2 protein-coding genes are annotated in these 382 nt (G+C 64.1%); both read left to right on the top strand.

The genetic code is table 11. The annotated features are described in order from the left end of the window. The coding region (locus tag EN925_RS40420; RefSeq protein ID WP_206633260.1) for a hypothetical protein at nt 1–216 on the top strand (216 nt) is incomplete at its 5' end. Then, nucleotides 213–382: DUF1403 family protein (locus EN925_RS39505; RefSeq protein WP_128337526.1), on the top strand; the 170-nt coding region annotated here is incomplete at its 3' end. The genes EN925_RS40420 and EN925_RS39505, both read left to right, overlap by 4 nt.

Below are 382 nucleotides of genomic sequence, written 5' to 3'. Positions count from 1 at the left end.
GTGCTGGCGATCGCGGTCGTGCTGTGGGACGGCACTGAGCTGTCCTCAGGACGATTTTCGCGGCTCAGGTCGACGATAGGGGCCATTCTGCTAGCATGGCTTGTAACGAACGATAATGCAACATTATCATTCATTATATCTGCACGACAGGCTGTGCGTTTCGGTGCGAAAATCATAGCGCAAAGCGCACGCGCGCTTTACCCTCCAAAATCATGATTCGCCTCGATCCCGCGACCGCCAGCTCCTCTGCGCCGCCCTCCGTTCCGGCGTGGGCGCTCGCGTCCGGCCGTGACGCCAGCGAGATCGACGCCGCCTTCCAGGCCGGCGCCGCCTTGGCGTCGCTGGACGCACTTGCCCGGGCGCAGCCCGCCTGGGCCGGCGC

The sequence above is a fragment of the Mesorhizobium sp. M7A.F.Ca.US.006.04.2.1 genome (genome assembly GCF_004022915.1).
GTDB lineage: Bacteria > Pseudomonadota > Alphaproteobacteria > Rhizobiales > Rhizobiaceae > Mesorhizobium > Mesorhizobium ciceri.
Note: the sequence above shows the minus strand (reverse complement) of the source record. Positions and strands in the feature narration are given on the sequence as shown.